Origin of the sequence: Bradyrhizobium sp. dw_411, from assembly GCF_018449695.1 — a bacterium.
Lineage (GTDB): Bacteria > Pseudomonadota > Alphaproteobacteria > Rhizobiales > Xanthobacteraceae > Bradyrhizobium.
Map to the genome: position 1 here is coordinate 32,448 of NZ_JAAVUY010000014.1, position 18,311 is coordinate 50,758.

Here is an 18,311-nt window from a genome sequence, read left to right on the forward strand (position 1 = left end):
CAGAGAGAACCGCGAGACGAACGAGGTTGCGTTGTTAACGCCGACCTACGGGCGCGACCTGGAGCTGTGCACCCTGCTCTGCGAGAGTGTCGACCGCCACGTCAGTTCGTTTTCGAAACATTATTTGCTGGTTCCCGATCAGGACGTTCCACTGTTTTCCCGCTTCGAAAGCGAACGCAGGATCGTGCTTCCGGCATCGCAATTCCTGCCCACATGGTTGCGGCCGCTGCCTTCCATCTTTCAGCGCAAGCGACGCCAGTTCTGGTGGTCGTTTCGCGCAAAGCCGGCGAGCGGCTGGCATGTGCAACAGATCCTCAAGATCGCCGCGACCATTACACTGCCTCATCAGCGATTTTGTGTGCTCGATTCCGACGTGGTGTTCTTCCGGGATTTCGACCTGTCGCGCTTCGAATATCCCGGCAGGATTCCGCTACTGACCGTGCCCAACGCGGTCACGTCAACTCAGGTCCGCCACGCGCGCTGGGTTGAAACCAGCCACGAGCTTCTTGGGTTGCCGACGCCGCCGCTTCCGGCCTCCGATTTCATCGGCCACATCATCTTCTGGGATCAGGAAACCACCCGCGCGATGGCTTCCAAGATCGAAGCCGTCACCGGCCTCGACTGGATCGAAGCCCTGTGCCGGGTCCGCGAATTTTCGGAATACATGCTGTACGGCTATTTCGCGCAGAACGACGCCGAATTTGCCGCCAGACACACACCCACGTCGCGCACCGGCTGTGTCAGCTACTGGGATTCCCCAAGGCTCGACGAGACCGAGTTGAACCGCCTGCTGGGCAGCGCCGATCAGCATGACTTCGCTTTCTCGGCGACATCCTTTTCGGGAACGCCCGTGCCGATCATCCGCGCAGCCATCGAGGAAAGGCGGACTCTGCTCGCGCCTCGAGCCACGGCGAGAGAACGGGCCGCGCTATGCTGATCAGTCAAGCCGGCATCAATCTGTCCGCAAATATCCTGTCTGCATTGCTGGGGCTACTCAGCGTCTTCATTTTCACGCGGCTGTTTTCGCCGCATGATTACGGCATCTACCTGCTCGGCGTTGGATTTGCATCCGTGGTCAGCACCTTTCTGGCGGGCTGGTTTCGCAATCTGATCCTGAGCAAGCACGCCCGCAACGACGGCACTGACGTTCGCGGCCTGGTGATTTCGGGATATCTCATTTGCTGTCTGGTGGCGCCTGCCGCGTATGGTTTGGGCCGCCTGGTTGGACTGGATGCGATTGCTGCGGCCGCGGCTGTCGTGCTGGCGGTCGCAGTCGGCTTGTTTGAATTGACGCAGGATCTCGGTCGCGCACGGCTTCGGTCCATGATGCTCATGAAGGCCACGCTGGTTCGTGCGGCGTCAGCCCTTTGCCTCGGCGTCGCCGTTGCGGTCTTCGATCCGACCGGATTTCTTCTGCTGATTTCGTCAGCCGTGGCCTGCCTGCTTGCAATCCTGGTTCAGGTCCGCACGTCCTGGCGTGGAACCGTCGTCAAATTCGACAGGTCCGCTCTGCTGGCGGCAGCAAAGCAGGGCCTGCCGCTGACCTTGTCCCTCACCTTGCTGGCGATCTCCAGCGTGACCGACCGCTTCATGATCGCCAACCTCGTTGGCTCCGCCGAAGCCGGTAAATATATCGCGTCGCTCGATCTGGTCCGGCAAACCCTGATGATGCCGGCGATGAGTGCGGCGGCGGTGTTCTTTCCGCTCGCCGTCCAGATATACGCCAATCAGGGCCGCAAGGCCGTGCGATCGCACCTTGGCGAGTGCGTGGAACTATTGCTCAGCATCACACTGCCAGCCTGTTTGGGATTTGCCGTGGTCTCGCCCCATGTCGCCAATGTTATTCTGGGCGTCGATTTTCGCCAGATGGCCGGGCAGACGATGCCCATCGTGGCCATCGCCGTGATCTTCCAGATTCTGAATCAGCAATATCTGCATGCGAGCTTCCTGCTCTCGGGGCGCAATTCCTTCTATCTGATCAATACGGCCTCGATCATCGCCGCCAATGTGATCCTGTCCTATGTGCTCGTCAGCGACTACGGCACCATCGGCGCCGCGTGGGCGCGGCTCGGCGCCGACATTTTTGGATTCGCCGGTGCGTTGATTCTCACTCGCCGGGCCTTTCCCATTCCGCTGCCGCTGGGCCGGCTGGCGCTCACGACGATTGCCGGGCTGATCATGGCGCTGGTCGTCGCTACGATCGACCGAAGCCTGCACGTTTCGGACATGGTCGCATGTCTCATTCTGGTGGGCGCAGGTGCGGTCAGCTATCTCGCGATGTGCTGGGTACTCGACATCTCTCATGCGCGCCGGCGCCTGAAAGTCGGCCTGGCGCTGTTCCGAACCAAACTCGCAAGCATCGGTCCGGGATAGGCAGATGGCAGCAGTTCAGATCGCTAATGAAAGGTTAAGTTTTGCAGAACGCGAAGTCGCTGGACGCGTCGCGATGCCCGGGCATTTAAACGCTTTTTTTGCCATTTCCGTGAATAGTCCCTCAATGAGTATGGTTAATTTTTCCTGTTGCGTAAGTTCCGCGCAAAAGTCCTGCGCGTGTGGCGTGACCCGAAGAGCAACCCCTCAGCCGACACGTGCGGCACTTCGAATGGAAGCTGAGGCCCATGTTTGCGTATGATCAACCGATCAATCCTTCCCGGCCGGACGCGCGGTACGAGCCCTCGCGAACTCCCGCCGGATTCAGCGTGCTGCAGCTGGCGCAATTGCTGTGGCGGCGAAAGATCGCGATTGCGGCCACCGGCCTGATCTGTGCCTGCCTCGCCATCGTGATCGGCAAGAGTCTCGCGCCGAAATATACCGCGACCGCTCAACTCTATATCGATCCCCGCGAATTGCAGCTGGTCGATCGCGAACTGACGCCGCGCTCCCAGGACATCTCCGGCCTGGCGATGGTGGTGGAAAGCCAGGCGCGCGTGATCACTTCGAACAACGTGCTGCTGCAGGTCATTCAGGACAACCATCTCGAACGCGATCCGGAATTCGGCGGCGGTGACGCCAAGAGCCTGATGGCGACGTTGCTCGGCCTGTTCGGCATCAACATCCATTCCCCCGGCGAGGTCAAACTCGGCCAGATGGCGGCGCTGGAAACGTTGAACCGCCACATCAGCGTGAAGAAGACCGACCGCACCTTCATCGTCGATATCGATGTCTGGTCGAACGCCCCGGCGAAGGCGGCGATGCTCGCCAACGCGATCTCGGCCGCCTATCTGGAGGAATCCAAGAATTCGCAATCCACCGCCGCACGGCGCGCAACCACCGATCTGTCGGGCCGGCTCAAGGAATTGCAGGAACGGCTGCGTACCGCCGAGAACACCCTTGCCGTCTACAAGGCGCAGAATAATTTCGTCGGCACCCAGGATACGTTGATCAGCGATCAGCAGCTTTCAGCCAGCAACCAGCGGCTGGCCGCGGCGCGCGCCCTGACGCTCGACGCGCAGGCGAAATACGACCAGATCGAAGCCAGCCGCCGCGCCTCGACCGATCCGGGCGCCATTCCCGAAGCGCTGCAGTCCCCGACCATCGCCAATCTGCGCTCGCAATACGCCGAAGCGCGCAAGCGCTATGCCGAGCTGGCCGGTGAGTTGGGACCGCTGCATCCCTCATTGCGCCAGATCGAAAAGCAGGTCGAAGACCTGCGCCGCACCATCAACGAAGAGGTCGAACGCTTCGCACAGTCGGCGAAAAACGATCTGACCCGCGCCCGCGATTTCGAGGCCGCGCTCAACAAATCGCTCGAAGCGCAAAAGCGCCAGAGCGTCCAGCTCAGCCAGGCGTCGGTGCGGCTTCGCGAGCTCGAGCGCGACGTCGAGGCCAGCCGTGACGTCTATCAGTCGTTCCTCAAGCGCTCGCGCGAAACCCAGGAACAAGAGAGCCTCAACACGTCGAATGCCCGCATCATCGGCGAAGCCACGGTGCCGACGCGGCGTGCCTTCCCGCCGGCCGCGAGCCTGCTCGGAATGATCGGTCTCGTGCTTGGCTCGCTCGGGGCCGCGGCGTGGATCATCGCGGCCAACCAGATGCTTCCCGATCCCGCCACTCCCCGCGACAGGACGCCGGCATCGCCTGAGGTCCTGACGTCAGCCCCATCATCGCGACCGCCGTCGGGAAATCAGCCCCCGCGGCTTGCGGCCGGTGCATCGATCGAGAAGCCACAGGTCGCCCGGCTGCAGGAATCCGACGTGATGCGGACGCTGAGCGGAATCATGGTCAAAGGCAGCGTTCCCGATGTGACGCAGATCGGCTGGCCGACGCTGCGGGCGAGCTATCCGTTGACGGCCTTCCTCAACGCGATGCGCGAGATGCGCACGAGGCTATCAGGGTCATCGGTCGAAAACATCACGCCGGTACTCGCCGTGATCGGCGCCGGCGCCAGCGAGGAACGCACCATCGCAGCACTGAATGTCGCGCTGGCGGCAGCCCGTGATGGCGCCAGAGTGCTGATGATCGATGCCGATCATGCAACGCACGCACTTTCAGACAAGGTGAGCAGCCCAACCAAGCCGGCAGCGGGCCGCACCAACTGGCTCAGCATCGGCGCCAAGACTCGCCCCGCCATCAACGCGATCCAGACCGCCAACGGGATCACGATCCTGCCGGCGATCCCGTCAGCCGGGACCAGCCATGCGATCCGCGAAGCGGTCGCGCAGGCGCGCTCCTCCGGCGACTACGATTTTGTGATCCTCGATGGCCCGGCATTGCCTTGCAGCGCCGCCGACCGCGAATTGCTCGATGCGGCGGATGGCCTGGCTGCGATCCTGCCCGCCAATCTCGACATCAACGACTGCATGCACAGCATCATTGCCGCACTCGGCGACACCGAGCGCAAGCTGATCGGCGTTATCATCAATGAACTTCACCCGACCACCCACATTCGTCAGCGGAACAAAGAATATGCTTGAACGCCGCGCAAATCCGATCGGACGGGCTGCAACAGCCAGCGTCCCCAGAATCTCGCTGGGCGGGCTTCGGCTGGCCGTGCTCGATATCGAGCAGACCGCGAATTTCATGGTCGACATGGTATTCCCGCAGCGCCGGGCCGATCGTCCGCTGTATTTGACATCCGCCAATGGCGAAGTGCTGGCACGTTGCGCGACCGAGCCGATGACCGGCCGGCTGTTCCGCGCTGCCGATCTCATCAATGCCGACGGACAGCCGCTGGTCACGGTATCGCGGCTGAACTCGTCGATGCCGCTGCCGGAACGCGTCGCGACCACCGATCTGTTTCACGTCGTCGCCCGCAAGGCAGAGGTGGCAGGGTTGACGTTCTATATGTTCGGCGCCGACGAAACCGAAAATGCCGCTGCCGTCGCCAACGTCCAGAAAATGTATCCGGATTTGAAGATTGTCGGACATTCCCACGGCTATCTGAGGGGCGATGCGCTGCGCGCCAAGGTCGACGAGATCAACAGGCTGGCGCCGGATTATCTCTGGGTCGCGCTTGGCGTTCCCTATGAGCAGGCCTTTGTCGAGGATTTCACACCGCATCTGTCGAATGTCGGCGTCATCAAGACCTCCGGCGGGTTGTTCAACTTCCTGTCCGGCAGCCGGGCCCGCGCGCCGGGATGGATGCAGAATATGGGCCTCGAATGGGCCTGGCGAATCTGGCTCGAGCCGCGCCGGCTGTTCTGGCGTTATCTGACCACCAATCCCCGCGCGCTCTACCTGCTGTTCAACAAGAATTCGCCGGGCGATCAGCTGCCGCGGGGCTAGCTCCCCCGCCTAAACTCCCCCTCTTGATGCTGGGATGCGTGGCTTGCAGCCGCGCCGTACACGCATGCGCGGGCGCCGCTTGCACCGCGGGCGCGAGACCGGCTAGCATGCGGCCAATAAGCAAAAGAGATCGCAGCCGCACGTCGGCTCGCGGCATTGGAGGAAGAAACCATGAAAATCACGCACCGGTTCTGGCGATATCTTTTGGCGCCGATCGCGCTGGCGGGCATGCTGAGCATGAGCTCCGCGGCCGAAATCAATCCCGCGGCGCTGGTTTTCAAATCGCCGGATCAGATTCCATGGGGCCCGGTCAACGCAGCCGGCGCGCAGACCGCCGTCGTGGTCGGCGATCCCAGCAAGCCCGGCTTCTATATGGTCTACAACAAATGGACCAAGGGCAATCATTTCAGCCGGCCGCACTTCCATCCGAACGACCGTTACATCGTCGTGCTGCAAGGCACCTGGTGGGTAGGCACCGGACCGAAATTCGATATCAACAACACGACACCGATGCCTGCCGGAAGTTTCATCACCCATTTCGGCAAACAAATCCATTGGGATGGCGCCAAGGACGAGGATGCTGTTCTGGTGATCTTGGGCGAAGGTCCGGCGACCTCGACCGGGGCGGAAGAGAAATGATACCGGCTGACTGATGGCCGGAAGACCAATCGTCCGCCGTTTGGAGAATGTCATGCATCAGGCTGCAAACGTGCAATTCGAACGCGCGGTGCACGAATTCGTGCGCTGGCGTGCGGTCCCCGAAGAAGCACGATCGCCGGCCCCCGCATGGTGGTGGGGGACGGCGTTTGAACTGCGCGGTGTCAGGCAGCCGATGCCGAACGACTGGTGCGCCAGTCTGGAACTGCCCGATCGCGCGACCTATGCCGACGGCGCCGCGGTTTTTCTGAAATCCCTCGCGGGCCAGACATCGCTGCCGTGGCCCGGCGGTTTCCCGGGCCACGCCTGACAGGCGAGATCAGGACGGCGCAACCGCACGGCGCGGGGACAGCATCCCAACCAAAGCCGTCGCGATGACCGCGACGACGACGTTGAGGATCAGCGCACCTAGTCCGACATAGAACACGTAGCTGACCCCGCCGAGATTGATGGTCGCGAGCGGCTTCAACCCGTTGCTCCACGCCGTCCACGACCCCCATGCGATACCCGCGGCCCAACCGAGCAGAAGACCTTCGGCGCGGAACCAACGGGTGAACAAGCCGAACACCAGCGACGGGAAGGTCTGCAGGATCCACAGGCCGCCAAGCAATTGCAGGTCGAGCGCATATTGCGTGGGCAGGAAGATCGTGAACGCCAGCGCGCCGACCTTGACGACCAGTGAGGCGATCTTGGCCACCGACGCCTCGCCGGCGTGGCTGATGTCCGGATTGACGTAGGACTTCCAGATGTTGCGGGTGAACAGGTTGGCCGCACCGATGCTCATCACCGCGGCCGGCACCAACGCGCCGATCGCGATCGCCGAGAACGCAAAGCCGGCGAACCAGGACGGGAACAGCACCTTGAACAGCATCGGGACCACGTCGTTATTCGACGTCACCTTGATGTGCGCGGCATAGGCCATGTAGCCGAGCAGCGCGATCAAGCCGAGCAACAGCGTATAGGCCGGCAGCAGGATCGCATTCTTGCGAATGGTATCGGCCGACTTCGAAGCAAAGATACCGGTCAGGGTGTGCGGATACATGAAGGCGGCGAGCGCCGAGCCGAACGCCAGCGTCGCATATGGCAGGAACTGCGCGGGCTTCAATATCAGTCCGGTCGCGCCGCCCTTGGCGGTAAACGCATCGTTGGCCGCAGAGAACACCGCGGCATAGCCGCCGAGCTTGGCCGGCACCACCACCACCGCCACCAGCACCACGATGTAGATCATGATGTCCTTGACGAAGGCGATCAAAGCCGGCGCGCGCAGGCCGGAGCTATAGGTGTACAACGCCAGCACGATGAAAGCCGCGACGATCGGCAATTCACCGTCGAGGCCGATCGCCTTGATCACCACGCCCATCCCGATCAGTTGCAGGGCAATATAGGGCATGGTCGCGACGATGCCGGTGAGCGCGACCACAAGCTCGAGGGCGCGTGAACTGTAAGTGCCCATGACCACATCGGCCGCGGTCACGTGGCCCTTGGCGTGCGCGACTTTCCAGAGCAGCGGCATCACCGCGAACACAAAGGGATAAACCAGGATCGTGTAGGGCAGCGCGAAGAAGCCGTAGGCGCCGACCGCATAGACCAGAGCCGGCACCGCGATCACGGTATAGGCGGTATAGAAATCACCGCCGACCAGAAACCAGGTGATCCAGGTACCGAATTGCCGTCCGCCGAGGCCCCATTCGTCGAGATGTTCGCTAACCGGGCCGGACTTCCAGCGTGCGGCGAAGAATCCCATCACGGTGACGAGGAGGAAGAAGAAGATAAAAACAGAAAGGGCGGTCCAGTCGATCTGATCGGACATGGTGATGATGCTTTCCAGGAATTGTCTTGCAGGAATTGTCTTGCAGAATGGCTTGCGTAGATCTTCTTGCAGATCTTGCGGGCCTACGGGGTTTCGTCGTCAGGCGTGCGGCTTCGGTAAACCACCCAGATCAGCAGCGAACAAAGCGGCACCCATGCCAGCTGATACCAGTAGAAGAACGGAAACCCGAGAAAGCCCGGATCCTGGAAATTATAGAACGGCACCCACAACAGGCCGGCAAAAGGCAACAACAACAAAACCCACATGGGCAAACTCCACAGGCCAACATCCATGACCGATATGTTACGTTAGGGACGATCTACGATTGGATCGGGGTGTCGTCCAGCGAATTTGCGCTGTTGCACTGCACTGATTGGCAGGCATTCGCATTCGCGCCAGCGCCGCAGACGGTTGCCCGCTGCAGCGCCGGAAAGACTGGCGCCAGAAGGCGCCGGCGCACATCCAGGTGTGCTTTTACAGGTACTATTTCATAAGATCAGCGCCGGCCTTGCAGGTGGCGGCGTCCTGATCGCCGGTGCCGCCGCTGCAGCCGATCGCGCCGATCAGCTTGCCGTTCTCGACAAGCGGAAATCCGCCGGGGCTTGCGACTAAAGTCGGATCGAGCGTGCCGGGATAGGAATGTCCGGTCTCGTAGACATTGTAGAACGCGCGGGATTCACGCCGGAAGCGCGCCGAGGTGCGGGCCTTGCCGATCGAAATCGGACCCGACGCGATTTGCGCACCCTCCATACGCACGAACAGGACGAGTTCGCCGTTGGTATCAACCACCGCGATATTCATTTTCCAGTTTCGCCGCTTGGCTTCAGCCTCGGCCGCCGCCATCAGCTGCTTGGCGCGATCGGCCCCGATCGACGTGCCATAGGGAATGTCGAACGGCATCGCATCGGGCGTTCCGCCCGCCGAGGGCGGCGCGGGCGGGGTCGCCGGCGCCGGTGTTTGTGCAAGCGCCGACGAATCCAGCGCCGCGACGGCAAAAGCCGCCAGTATCATCGAAACGATCGAACGCATAACTATCCTCCCGGTTGAAATTTTCGTTTTTCTATCCGCGATCGATGCCGCGTCACATCGGCGGCGTCAATCCGTCCTTGCCGTAGGTGATGCGCGGGGTCTCCACCGTGCCGTTAGCAGTCTTCTTGCCGGCGCCGACGAAAACCTTGGTGCCCGGCTTGAGATCGCTCTTGTCGCCGACGACATAGGTCACGACCGCGGTCTCGGGGGTTACCTGCAGCTTCTTCTCGCCATCCTTGTATTTGACCGTCAGCGTCGGTCCCTCGACGCCATTAACGGTCTGCTCGACATTGGCGTTGGTCATCTTGGTGTTCGGCTTGAGATCCCAGTCGTAGTGACCTTCGCCGGTGCCGCGCATCGATTCCGGGAAGATGTGGACTTCGATGGCCTTCTGGCTGCCGTCGGGCTGCGTCATGCCGGTCGAGCCGACGAACATGCCCGGCTTGATGTCGGCCATTGTCGACTTCACGATGGCCACAAAAAGCGGCTTGTCGCCGGTCATCGCGACCTTCATTTCCGCGCCGTCGCGATTCTTGACCACGTAAACGTCGCCATCGACGCTTTCGATGGTGCCGCGAATGCGGACGGTTTCCTGAGCCGATGCCGGCAAGACAGTGCAGATCAAGGCGAAGCTGGCGGCAGCGAGCATGCGCTGGAGTGTACTGGACATGTCATTCTCCAAGGGTCTGAGAAGGGGTTCGGATTGCCGACTGAAATGATTACTACCGGGACGAAGGCCGCCCCGCCAAGAGGCGTGAGACAAGTGCCGTCAAAGACGCTTCCTCCGCAACCCCAAGGGAACCCCAACAAAACCCCGAGGCCGCGAATATTCCTCACTGAGATGACAGCCGTTGGCGTTGCCGCACTGCAGCAAGCTATTATTCGACCTTGATCCCAGCGTCCTGGATCACCCGGCGCCAGCGCTCCTCCTCGCCACGGATATAGCGATCGAGTTCTTCCGGGGGACGCGCGATCACGACAAGCCCCTCGTTCACGCCCAGTTTTTTGAAAGCGTCGGATTGAACCGCCGATGCCGCCGCCTTGTTGAGGCGGGCGATCAAATCTGAGGGCGTCCCGGCCGGCGCAAACAGGCCGTACCAGCTCTCCGCGGTATAGCCGGGCACGCCGGCTTCATTGACCGTCGGCAATTGCGGAAACGCGGGCGAGCGTTCCGCCGATGTCACCGCAATCGCCCGCAACTGCCCGTTCTCGACCAGCGAGGCGGCGCTCGCCACCGTCGTAAACATCACGTCGATCTGGCCGCCGATCAGGTCGGTGATCGCGGGCGCGGCCCCCTTGTAGGGCACCGTCGTCAGATCGACCTTGGCCATATCCTTGAACAGTTCGCCGGCGAGATCCGCCGAAGTGCCGGTGCCGAACGTTCCATAGGACAATTTGCCGGGAGAGGCTTTCGCCGCTGCGATCAGGTCCGCGATCGACTTGATCGGCGATTTCGGATTGACCACGACGACGTTGAAGGAACGTGCGACCAGGGCAATGGCGGCAAAATCCCGGTGCGGATCATATGGCAGCTTCGTGTTGAGGCTGGGATTGACCGCATGCGAGAACGTTCCCATCAGCAGCGTATAGCCATCCGGCCTGCTGGTTGCGACCGCCTGGGTGCCAATGATGGTGCCTGCCCCCGGCTTGTTTTCGATCAGGATCGTGACGCCCAGATCTTTACCCATGTCTTGCGCGAGCGTGCGCGCCACCACGTCGGTCCCGCCGCCCGGCGCAAAGGGGACGATGAGCCGGATGATCCGTTCCGGATACAGGGCCATGGCATCGCCGGTCGACAGCACCGCGAGCGGCCATGCACCCACAAATGCCAGCAGCAGAAGCCGCCTTCTCTTGTTGACCTTGAATGGCATGCGCACCCGCCTGCGACCGGAGTTTATGAGAATGCAGCAGCCAATCTACGTTCTCCGCTTACATTCCCCCGCGCAGTGTTATGCGCTGGGCGATTGCAGGAGGGATCTGGAATGCAGCTACGAAACTGGACGCCGGGACGTGGGGTAGACTAGCATCCGCACGAAACACTTCAATACAACGAACGCTTTCGGGGAGGATACCATGCGGCATTGGCTGATCGGACTCATGTTGTTGACGGGATCACCGGCACTGGCGCAACAACAGGCCGTCCCCACCATCGCCTTTGACTCGGTACCCAATCCGCTGCGGCTGCCGAATAACATGTATCTCGGCGAAGTCTCGGGCGTCGCGCTTAATTCGAAGAGCCATATCTTCGTGATGTCGCGCGGCAACACCAGCGGGCCGGCCTATGCGGCGGCGGCGACGCAATTGCTGGAATTCGATGCCAAGGGCCAATTCATCCGTGAAATCGGCAAGAACCTCTATGCGTGGTCGTTCGGTCATACCGTCAAGGTCGATCCCCAGGACAACATCTGGGTGACCGACAAGGGTTCCGACATGGTGATCAAGTTCGATCCCAATGGCCATGTGCTGATGGTGTTCGGCCGCAAGCAGGAAGCCTCCGACGAAGATACCGCACCATTGAAACATCCCAAGCCGCCGCTGCCCGCCGAGGACGGCCGGTTTCGCCAGGTCACTGACGTGGCGTGGGACAAGGCCGGCGACACTTTCATCAGCGATGGTTACATCAATTCGCGCGTCGCCAAGGTGGACAAGGACGGCAATTGGCTGATGTCATGGGGTGACCGCGGCAAGGAGCCCGGCCAGTTCAACACCCCGCATTCGATCGCAACCGACGCCGACGATAATGTCTACGTCGCCGATCGCGGCAACCACCGGATCCAGGTGTTCGACCGTGACGGAAAATTCCTGCGCCAGTTCGTCATCGACGTGCCGGTGCCGCCGGGCGCCAAGCCCGCGATCGGCAAGATTCCCGACGAGGCAGCGATGGCAAGCGGCACTTTCGTGCCGGGATCGCCATGGTCGATCTGCATCACGCCGCCGCCGCATCAGGTGCTCTACAGCTCGGATTCATGGCCGGGCCGCATCTACAAGCTCAGCCTCGACGGCAAGGTGCTCGGCATGCTCGGGCAATCCGGCAAGCAATTGAAGCAGTTCGGCTGGATTCACGCGATGGCGTGTCCTTCGGAAAACGTGCTCTATGTGGCGGAATTGCTGAACTGGCGGATCCAGAAGCTGATCCTCAAGCCCTGAGAGGTGATGCCGCACCGTCGCCATCAGGCATAATAGGGATCGATCCGCTTTTGCTGCTCGGCGCTGTGGCGCACGAGCAGATCGATGAAGCTGCGAACCTTGGCCGAGAGATGGTGACGGTGCGGATAAACCGCGTTCACCGTATTCTCGGCCGGCCGATATTCCGGCAGCAGACGAACCAGACGGCCGGTTTGGAGATCGTCGCCGATCAAAAATCCCGCAATCAGCGCAATGCCGTTTCCCTGCACAGCGGCCAGCCGCAGGGTCTCGCCGCTATTGGTGAATAGATTGCCGGAGATTCGGACGGACGCCGGCGCTCCCTTGGGATCGTCGAAATGCCAGTCATCGCCAAATGGATAAAGAACATGGCGCATGCAATTATGGTTCGAGAGTTCGGATAATTGCTGCGGCGCTCCGTGCTTTTCGAGATAGGCCGGCGAGCAACACAACACATGCCGCCAGGTCGCGAGACTGCGGATGATCAGGCTGGAATCCGCCTGTGGCGTCAGGCGGATCGCCAGATCGAAACCTTCGTCGATCATGTCGACCTCGCGTTCACCCATGGTCAGGTCGATCTTGACTTCGGGATAGGACGCAAGAAATTCGGCTACCGTCGGCGCAACGAACGGGACCATATGTGTCGCGGTGTAGATGCGCAGCGTGCCGCGCGGCGTCGATTGCAACGCGCCGGCAATGTCGTCGGCCTGTTCGAGGTCGGCCAATATCTGCGTGCAGCGATCGTAATAGGCCTTGCCGACCTCCGTCAGGCTCACCTTGCGCGTGGTGCGATGAAGCAGCCGCGCGCCGAGCCGTTCTTCGAGCGCGTGGACGTGGTTACTGACCATGGTGGTCGACATGTTCAGCCGGCGCCCGGCCGCTGAGAAACCGCCACTATCAACGACCCGGACGAATGTCGTCAGGCTGGTCAGCCTATCCATCGGTGTCTCCGATTATCCTCTAACACTGGATAATCCTTCCATTTCTTTGCGCATTATCATATCGCGCCGGGCATTGCATCTAAGGCCTCAAATGCAGGCGCTCTCCTTTTGGGGAGCGCTCAATTCTGGGGAATTAATGCCATGACCTCATCTTATGTAGCTGATTCAAATACGAAAAACCGACTCCGCCCGTCACGGCAGGCGATCAAGCGAGCTGCTCTCGCGCTGGCGCTGACCCTTGGGGTCGCCGCCGCGGCGGACTTTGGTTACGGCTACCTGACGACCGGGCGGTATCTGGAATCGACCGATGACGCCTATGTCAAAGCCGATTCCACGATCGTCTCGCCGCGCGTGTCCGGCTATCTCGCCGAAGTTCTGGTCGGCGACAACCAGCCGGTCACGGCGGGACAATTGCTGGCCCGGATCGACGATCGCGATTTCAGGATCGCGCTCGACCAGGCCCATGCGGATGTCGCGGCGGCGGAAGCCACGGTGCGTAATCTCGATGCCCAGATCGCCCTGCAGCACCCCGTCATCGAACAGGAAACCGCCGGGATCGCCGCGGCCGAAGCCAATCTGCAATTCGCGCGAGAAGAACAATCCCGTTATGACGGGCTGATGAAGTCCGGCTCCGGCACGGTCCAGCGTGCCCAGCAGACCGACGCCGCGATGCGCGAGAAGGTCGCGCAATTGCAACACGGCAAGTCCGGACTGCTCGCGGCGCAAAAGAGGGTCGACGTTCTCACAACGGATCGCGCCAAGGCGGTTGCGCAACTCGATCACGCCCGCGCCGTCGATCAGCAGATGGCGCTCAATCTGTCCTACACCCGCATCATTGCGCCGGTAGATGGCACCGTGGGCGCGCGTTCGCTCCGGGTTGGCCAATTCGTGCAGGCCGGAACGCAATTGATGGCGGTGGTTCCGCTCGATGCGGTCTATGTGATCGCGAATTTCAAGGAAACCCAGCTCACCCATGTGCGTAACGGCCAGCCGGTCGAACTTACCATCGATAGTTTCCACGGCACCCGGCTGCGCGGCCATGTCGATAGCCTGTCGCCGGCGAGCGGTCTCGAATTCGCATTGCTGCCGCCTGACAACGCGACCGGCAATTTCACCAAGATCGTGCAGCGCGTACCGGTGAAGATCGTGCTCGACGATCGCAGGCTGACCGGTCTGTTACGACCGGGCATGTCGGCAGAGCCGACCATCGACACCAAGGCTACCGTGCTTGCGGAGCGCGAAACCAAAAACCGGCTGGCCTCGGCCGTGGCGCGGCCGAACGGCGGCTGAGCCGAATCCGTTTTCCGGCGGCCCTGAAAGCCGCCGGATTATTTCCCCGACGATGAATTTCTTCACCTAACGCATACCGGCCTTGGCAAGGAGACCGACATGACCGCGCTCCAGCCCACCATCAATGCCACATCCGCCAGCCTCAACGCCGATCGTCCCAAACCAGCCGGCGCACCGGACAAGGCCGCGCCCGTCGTCACGACCAAAACCTGGTTGGCGGTGTTCGGCGCGACGCTCGGCGCCTTCATGGCGGTGCTCAACATCCAGATCGTCAATGCGTCACTGGCGGACATTCAGGGCGCGATCGGCGCCGGCATCGATGATGGCGGCTGGATTTCGACCTCGTACCTGATCGCGGAGATCGTCGTGATTCCGCTGAGCGGCTGGCTGGCGCAGGTGTTCTCGGTCAGAATCTATCTCCTGACCAACGCGGTGTTGTTTCTGGCATTTTCCGCAGCCTGCGCGCTGGCGCAGGATCTGCCGCAGATGATCGTGCTGCGCGCGATCCAGGGATTTACCGGCGGCGTGCTGATCCCGATGGCTTTTACGCTCATCATCACGCTGCTGCCGAAAGCCAAGCAATCCATTGGGCTGGCGATGTTCGCGGTGTCCGCGACCTTTGCACCCGCCATCGGCCCGACCATCGGCGGCTATCTGACGGAGAATTGGGGCTGGCAGTGGATTTTCTACGTCAATCTGGCGCCGGGCGCCCTGATGCTCGGCATGCTCTGGTTCTCGCTGGATTCGAAACCGATGAAGCTCTCGCTGCTGCGCGAGGGCGACTGGCCCGGCATCGTCACCATGGCGGTCGGCCTCGGCGCGCTGCAGACCGTGCTCGAGGAAGGCAACAAGGACGACTGGTTCGGATCTGATTTCATCGTCCGCCTGTCGATCATCGCAGCCATTGCCTTGACGCTGTTCTTCTGGATAGAGCTGACCAGCAAGAAGCCGCTGTTGAATCTGCGGCTGCTCGTCCGCCGCAATTTCGGTTTCGGCGTGCTGGCGAATTTCCTGATGGGCACGGCCCTTTACGGCTCGGTGTTCATCCTGCCGCAATATCTGGCGCGCATTCAGGGTTACAATTCCGAGCAGATCGGCATGGTGCTGGCCTGGACTGGCCTGCCGCAGCTTGTCCTGATCCCGCTGGTGCCGCGGCTGATGAAGCGCTTCGATGCGCGGCTGATCATTGCGATCGGCTTCGCACTGTTCGCCGCCTCGAATTTCATGAATATCTATATGACCAGGGATTACGGCTCGGACCAGTTGTTCTGGCCCAACGTGGTTCGCGCAATCGGGCAGGCGCTGGCGTTCGCGCCGCTCTCGGCCATCGCGACCGCCGGCATCGAGCCGGAGAATGCCGGCTCGGCATCGGGATTGTTCAACATGATGCGCAACCTCGGCGGCGCCATCGGCATCGCCGGATTGCAGACATTCCTGACCAAGCGCGAACAGTATCACTCCAATGTGTTGACGCAGTCAGTCTCGCTTTTCGAGCAGGCGACGCGCACCCGGATCGAGCAACTGACGAACTACTTCATCAATCACGGCATTATCGACCCCGCCGACGCATCGCACCGGGCCGTCGTCGCGATCGGCCAGATCGTGCAAAAGCAGGCCTATATCCTGGCCTTCAGCGATACGTTCTTTGTGCTCGGCGTCGCGCTGATCATCGCGCTTGTGGCAACCCTGCTGCTTAAGAAGCTTGGCCACATAGCTCCCGGCGGCGGCGCGCACTGATCCGGCAGAAGCCATTCACCGCGCCGTGATCGGTTGCCGGCATTATCCAGTTTCAGTGGACGGTCCATTCCATACTCAGCGGATTATCGGGGCGCCGCTCCATTGCTACGTAAAAGGCAGCGGAAGCGCATTCCGCAAGCTTTCACACAAATGCGCGATGGGAGATGACAATGCGTAAGACCATTCTCAGCATGCTCGGCGCTTCGGTATTTTCTGCAGCAACCGCGCAAGCGGCCGTGGCTTCGGACCGTCACCACGTACGAATGACGGACCGCGTGGCCGCCGAACAATTCCGGCAGACCAATGCCAATGCGGCGCCCGCCTATATTGCGGTGCAGTCTGACTATCACAACTATAACGCCGGAATGTCGGCGCCCGCCGGCCGTTGATTTGCCGCATGTCGAAAAGAGCCCCGGCGGGTCCGGGGCTTTTTCTCTTAATGCGGCTTATCATCTTGAAGCACGCGGCGCCCCTGAAATATCCAGCCAACTAGACCTCAAAGGAGAACGACCATGAAGCCTCGATTGAACGCCTATCAAGTCGCGCCGGATACCATCAAGGCGCTGATGACTCTGGAGACCGCAGTTCAGGGCAGCGGCCTAGAAAAATCCCTGATCGAACTGGTCAAGACGCGCGCGTCGCAGATCAATGGTTGCGCGTTCTGCATCAACATGCACACCCAGGATGCGCGCAAGCAGGGTGAGACCGAACAGCGGCTGTATCTGCTGAACGCGTGGCGTGAAGCGCCCGTCTATACCGATCGCGAACGCGCAGCCTGGCATGGACCGAGGCGGTGACGCTGGTTTCGGAAACCCATGTTCCCGATGATGTCTACGAGGACGTCCGCGCCCAGTTCTCTGAAGCCGAGACGGTCAATCTGACCATGCTGGTGGCCACCATCAATGCCTGGAACCGGATAGCGATCAGCTTCCGCATGAATCCGCCAGTGCAGGCCAAAGCTGCCGCCTGATCCAAGCGTGGCGGCCGGATATCTATTTCGAGATGTCTACTCGGAAGTCTTGCGGGCGAAGTCGATGTAGATCTCACGCAGGCGATTGGCCATCGGGCCGGGTCTGCCGTCGGCGACGGTCTTGCCGTCGATGGTGACCACCGCCTGCACGAACGAGCTCGCGCTGGTGATGAAGGCTTCCTTTGCCGCCAGCGCCTCCTCCACCGAAAAGGCCCGCTCCTCGACCCGGAGCTGACGCTCTTCAGCAAGCGCGACCACCGCCTTGCGGGTACAGCCCGGCAGAATCGCACTCGAATTCTGCCGCGTCACCAGCACATCGTCTTTGGTCAGGATGAAGGCCGACGACGATCCACCCTCGGTCACCTTGCCATCCTCGATCATCCAGGCTTCGCCGGCGCCGGCTTCCGCCGCGGCCTGCTTGGCCAACACCTGCGCCAGCAACGCCACGCTCTTGATGTCGCGCCGCGCCCACCGGATATCCGGCACCGTGATCACGGCGATGCCTGATTTGGCTGTGGGCGCGTTGACGATGTCCTTTATCGACGTGAACAAAATCAGTGTCGGCTTGACGTCTTTCGGGAATGCAAAGTCCCGCCCGGCGGCGGCACCGCGCGTCACCTGCAGATAGACCAGACCGTTCTCGACCCGGTTGCGTGCGATCAGCTCCTTCTGGATTTCCCTGATACGATCGAGAGATTCCGGCAAAGCCAGCGCGATCTCGCCGACCGAACGCTCCAGCCGCGCCAGATGCGAGGCGTTATCGACCAGTTTGCCCTCCAGCACCGCCGAGACTTCATAGATACCGTCGGCGAACAGAAAGCCGCGGTCGAGCACGGAAACCTTGGCGTCGGCGAGTGGCACGAACGAGCCGTTGACGTAAGCGATTTGGTCCAAGCGAAGTCTCCCGGGGGTAGCGAAGTGATGTGCCCGCATAGCATATGCGCGTCATGCAAGAAACTCATCTCCCCGTCATTCCGGGGCGATGCGCAGCATCGAACCCGGAATCTCG

General features: G+C 61.4%; 17 protein-coding genes and 1 pseudogene. 11 read left to right on the forward strand and 7 right to left on the reverse strand.

The features are described 5' to 3' along the window. Positions 1-31 precede the first annotated feature (31 nt). The 6 genes from HB676_RS22875 to HB676_RS22900 all read left to right on the forward strand — a co-directional run bounded on the left by HB676_RS22875 (position 32) and on the right by HB676_RS22900 (position 6,691). Positions 32-937 (forward strand): DUF6492 family protein, encoded by a 906-nt coding sequence (locus HB676_RS22875; protein ID WP_213740620.1) that lies wholly within the window; start codon positions 32-34, stop codon positions 935-937. Further along, positions 931-2,373 carry a polysaccharide biosynthesis C-terminal domain-containing protein gene (locus tag HB676_RS22880; RefSeq protein WP_213740622.1) on the forward strand — a complete coding sequence of 481 codons (1,443 nt, stop codon included), beginning with the start codon at positions 931-933 and terminating at the stop codon, positions 2,371-2,373. The genes HB676_RS22875 and HB676_RS22880 overlap by 7 nt, the downstream gene beginning before the upstream one ends. A 245-nt stretch (positions 2,374-2,618) precedes the next feature. Continuing rightward, the gene (locus HB676_RS22885) at positions 2,619-4,913 is read left to right on the forward strand and encodes an exopolysaccharide transport family protein (RefSeq protein WP_213740625.1); all 2,295 of its coding nucleotides are present in this window, start codon (positions 2,619-2,621) and stop codon (positions 4,911-4,913) included. Beyond that, entirely contained in the window at positions 4,906-5,724 is an 819-nt protein-coding gene (locus HB676_RS22890; RefSeq protein ID WP_213740627.1) for a WecB/TagA/CpsF family glycosyltransferase, read from the forward strand. The genes HB676_RS22885 and HB676_RS22890 overlap by 8 nt, the downstream gene beginning before the upstream one ends. 171 nt (positions 5,725-5,895) lie before the next feature. Beyond that, positions 5,896-6,363 (forward strand): cupin domain-containing protein, encoded by a 468-nt coding sequence (locus HB676_RS22895; protein WP_249780417.1) that lies wholly within the window; start codon positions 5,896-5,898, stop codon positions 6,361-6,363. 52 nt (positions 6,364-6,415) lie between these two features. Beyond that, entirely contained in the window at positions 6,416-6,691 is a 276-nt protein-coding gene (locus tag HB676_RS22900) for a hypothetical protein (RefSeq protein ID WP_213740629.1), read from the forward strand. 9 nt (positions 6,692-6,700) lie between these two features. On the opposite strand, the gene HB676_RS22905 is transcribed toward HB676_RS22900, so the two are convergent. From HB676_RS22905 to HB676_RS22925, 5 genes are all read right to left on the reverse strand, one after another. Next, complete coding sequence (locus tag HB676_RS22905; RefSeq protein WP_213740630.1) at positions 6,701-8,191, reverse strand: sodium:solute symporter family protein; 1,491 nt, start codon at positions 8,189-8,191, stop codon at positions 6,701-6,703. Between the two features lie 83 nt (positions 8,192-8,274). Continuing rightward, a complete protein-coding gene (locus tag HB676_RS22910) occupies positions 8,275-8,457 on the reverse strand; it encodes a DUF3311 domain-containing protein (RefSeq protein ID WP_213740631.1) in 183 nt (60 codons plus the stop codon). A 217-nt stretch (positions 8,458-8,674) separates the two neighbouring features. Continuing rightward, positions 8,675-9,220 carry a heme-binding protein gene (locus tag HB676_RS22915; protein ID WP_213740632.1) on the reverse strand — a complete coding sequence of 182 codons (546 nt, stop codon included), beginning with the start codon at positions 9,218-9,220 and terminating at the stop codon, positions 8,675-8,677. Positions 9,221-9,272: 52 nt separating this feature from the next. Then, positions 9,273-9,890 carry a hypothetical protein gene (locus HB676_RS22920; protein ID WP_249780418.1) on the reverse strand — a complete coding sequence of 206 codons (618 nt, stop codon included), beginning with the start codon at positions 9,888-9,890 and terminating at the stop codon, positions 9,273-9,275. Between the two features lie 208 nt (positions 9,891-10,098). Further along, entirely contained in the window at positions 10,099-11,091 is a 993-nt protein-coding gene (locus HB676_RS22925; protein ID WP_213740633.1) for a tripartite tricarboxylate transporter substrate binding protein, read from the reverse strand. Between the two features lie 202 nt (positions 11,092-11,293). Here HB676_RS22925 and HB676_RS22930 point away from each other — a divergent pair, with 202 nt between their 5' ends. Next, complete coding sequence (locus tag HB676_RS22930; protein ID WP_213740634.1) at positions 11,294-12,367, forward strand: peptidyl-alpha-hydroxyglycine alpha-amidating lyase family protein; 1,074 nt, start codon at positions 11,294-11,296, stop codon at positions 12,365-12,367. Positions 12,368-12,390: 23 nt separating this feature from the next. Here HB676_RS22930 and HB676_RS22935 read toward each other — a convergent pair whose 3' ends face one another. Continuing rightward, a complete protein-coding gene (locus HB676_RS22935) occupies positions 12,391-13,305 on the reverse strand; it encodes a LysR family transcriptional regulator (protein WP_213740635.1) in 915 nt (304 codons plus the stop codon). A gap of 141 nt (positions 13,306-13,446) precedes the next feature. On the opposite strand from HB676_RS22935, the gene HB676_RS22940 reads away from it, so the two are divergent. The 4 genes and pseudogenes from HB676_RS22940 to HB676_RS22955 all read left to right on the forward strand — a co-directional run bounded on the left by HB676_RS22940 (position 13,447) and on the right by HB676_RS22955 (position 17,302). Then, positions 13,447-14,595, forward strand: a complete 1,149-nt coding sequence (locus tag HB676_RS22940; protein ID WP_213740636.1) for an HlyD family secretion protein — start codon at positions 13,447-13,449, stop codon at positions 14,593-14,595. Positions 14,596-14,694: 99 nt separating this feature from the next. Continuing rightward, complete coding sequence (locus tag HB676_RS22945; RefSeq protein ID WP_213740637.1) at positions 14,695-16,332, forward strand: MDR family MFS transporter; 1,638 nt, start codon at positions 14,695-14,697, stop codon at positions 16,330-16,332. A gap of 170 nt (positions 16,333-16,502) precedes the next feature. Further along, complete coding sequence (locus tag HB676_RS22950; protein WP_213740639.1) at positions 16,503-16,721, forward strand: hypothetical protein; 219 nt, start codon at positions 16,503-16,505, stop codon at positions 16,719-16,721. Between the two features lie 123 nt (positions 16,722-16,844). After that, positions 16,845-17,302 (forward strand): annotated as a pseudogene (locus HB676_RS22955) (carboxymuconolactone decarboxylase family protein). A 36-nt stretch (positions 17,303-17,338) separates the two neighbouring features. Here the strand turns inward: HB676_RS22955 and HB676_RS22960 are convergent. Beyond that, positions 17,339-18,196: a D-amino-acid transaminase gene (locus tag HB676_RS22960; RefSeq protein ID WP_213740640.1), complete on the reverse strand. Its 858-nt coding sequence runs from the start codon at positions 18,194-18,196 to the stop codon at positions 17,339-17,341. Positions 18,197-18,311 lie beyond the last annotated feature (115 nt).

What these genes read in the sequence shown, in the direction of transcription:
- HB676_RS22880 (WP_213740622.1), top strand. Translation starts at nt 931, where the DNA reads ATGCTGATCAGTCAAGCCGGCATCAATCTGTCCGCAAATATCCTGTCT.
- HB676_RS22885 (WP_213740625.1), top strand. Translation starts at nt 2,619, where the DNA reads ATGTTTGCGTATGATCAACCGATCAATCCTTCCCGGCCGGACGCGCGG.
- HB676_RS22890 (WP_213740627.1), top strand. Translation starts at nt 4,906, where the DNA reads ATGCTTGAACGCCGCGCAAATCCGATCGGACGGGCTGCAACAGCCAGC.
- HB676_RS22895 (WP_249780417.1), top strand. Translation starts at nt 5,896, where the DNA reads ATGAAAATCACGCACCGGTTCTGGCGATATCTTTTGGCGCCGATCGCG.
- HB676_RS22900 (WP_213740629.1), top strand. Translation starts at nt 6,416, where the DNA reads ATGCATCAGGCTGCAAACGTGCAATTCGAACGCGCGGTGCACGAATTC.
- HB676_RS22905 (WP_213740630.1), bottom strand. Translation starts at nt 8,191, where the DNA reads ATGTCCGATCAGATCGACTGGACCGCCCTTTCTGTTTTTATCTTCTTC.
- HB676_RS22910 (WP_213740631.1), bottom strand. Translation starts at nt 8,457, where the DNA reads ATGTGGGTTTTGTTGTTGTTGCCTTTTGCCGGCCTGTTGTGGGTGCCG.
- HB676_RS22915 (WP_213740632.1), bottom strand. Translation starts at nt 9,220, where the DNA reads ATGCGTTCGATCGTTTCGATGATACTGGCGGCTTTTGCCGTCGCGGCG.
- HB676_RS22920 (WP_249780418.1), bottom strand. Translation starts at nt 9,890, where the DNA reads ATGTCCAGTACACTCCAGCGCATGCTCGCTGCCGCCAGCTTCGCCTTG.
- HB676_RS22925 (WP_213740633.1), bottom strand. Translation starts at nt 11,091, where the DNA reads ATGCCATTCAAGGTCAACAAGAGAAGGCGGCTTCTGCTGCTGGCATTT.
- HB676_RS22930 (WP_213740634.1), top strand. Translation starts at nt 11,294, where the DNA reads ATGCGGCATTGGCTGATCGGACTCATGTTGTTGACGGGATCACCGGCA.
- HB676_RS22935 (WP_213740635.1), bottom strand. Translation starts at nt 13,305, where the DNA reads ATGGATAGGCTGACCAGCCTGACGACATTCGTCCGGGTCGTTGATAGT.
- HB676_RS22940 (WP_213740636.1), top strand. Translation starts at nt 13,447, where the DNA reads ATGACCTCATCTTATGTAGCTGATTCAAATACGAAAAACCGACTCCGC.
- HB676_RS22945 (WP_213740637.1), top strand. Translation starts at nt 14,695, where the DNA reads ATGACCGCGCTCCAGCCCACCATCAATGCCACATCCGCCAGCCTCAAC.
- HB676_RS22950 (WP_213740639.1), top strand. Translation starts at nt 16,503, where the DNA reads ATGCGTAAGACCATTCTCAGCATGCTCGGCGCTTCGGTATTTTCTGCA.